The organism is Proteiniphilum sp. X52 (assembly GCF_003712195.1).
In the GTDB taxonomy this organism is placed as follows: Bacteria; Bacteroidota; Bacteroidia; order Bacteroidales; family Dysgonomonadaceae; genus Proteiniphilum.
This window is the reverse complement of the sequence record NZ_RDSD01000086.1, coordinates 1-423: the sequence shown is the minus strand read 5'-3', so window position 1 is coordinate 423 and position 423 is coordinate 1. Positions and strand designations below refer to the sequence as shown.

At 42.8% G+C, this 423-nt stretch carries 1 protein-coding gene; it reads right to left on the bottom strand.

Translation table 11 applies throughout. The annotated features are described in order from the left end of the window. Positions 1 to 121: 121 nt before the first annotated feature. Positions 122 to 423, bottom strand: a 302-nt coding sequence (locus D7D25_RS17755) for a transposase (protein ID WP_148038994.1), incomplete at its 5' end; no start/stop codon positions are given.

Genomic DNA, 423 nt, shown 5'->3' with positions numbered 1-423 from the left:
ATTGTACGAGCCCTCTTCACGGGGAGAATAGTAGAAGCTGCCGCGGGGAACATCCAAGACCTCACATTGGCGGGAAACGCTCAATGGGTGATACTTGTCGATCTTTGACATCCGCTTTTTTTTATCTATTTCCCCAATACTTTTTTAAGAAATCAACCTCCAGCTGGAGTTGACCCACTTTCTTGAAAAGTGCGTCCTTTTCCCTGTCTTTCTCAGGTTTACTTGCTCCCCTTGCGAAAATCGAATCCGCATTGGATAGAAATTGACTCTTCCATGTTGAGATCTGACTTGGGTGGAGTTCGTATTTGCGGGCGATCTCCTGTACTGTTTCCCTTTCTTTTAGGACTTCTAAAACGACTTTCGTTTTGAAGCCTGAACTGTAACTTTTTCTCTTGACCATGACAACAAAATTAATACTTTTTT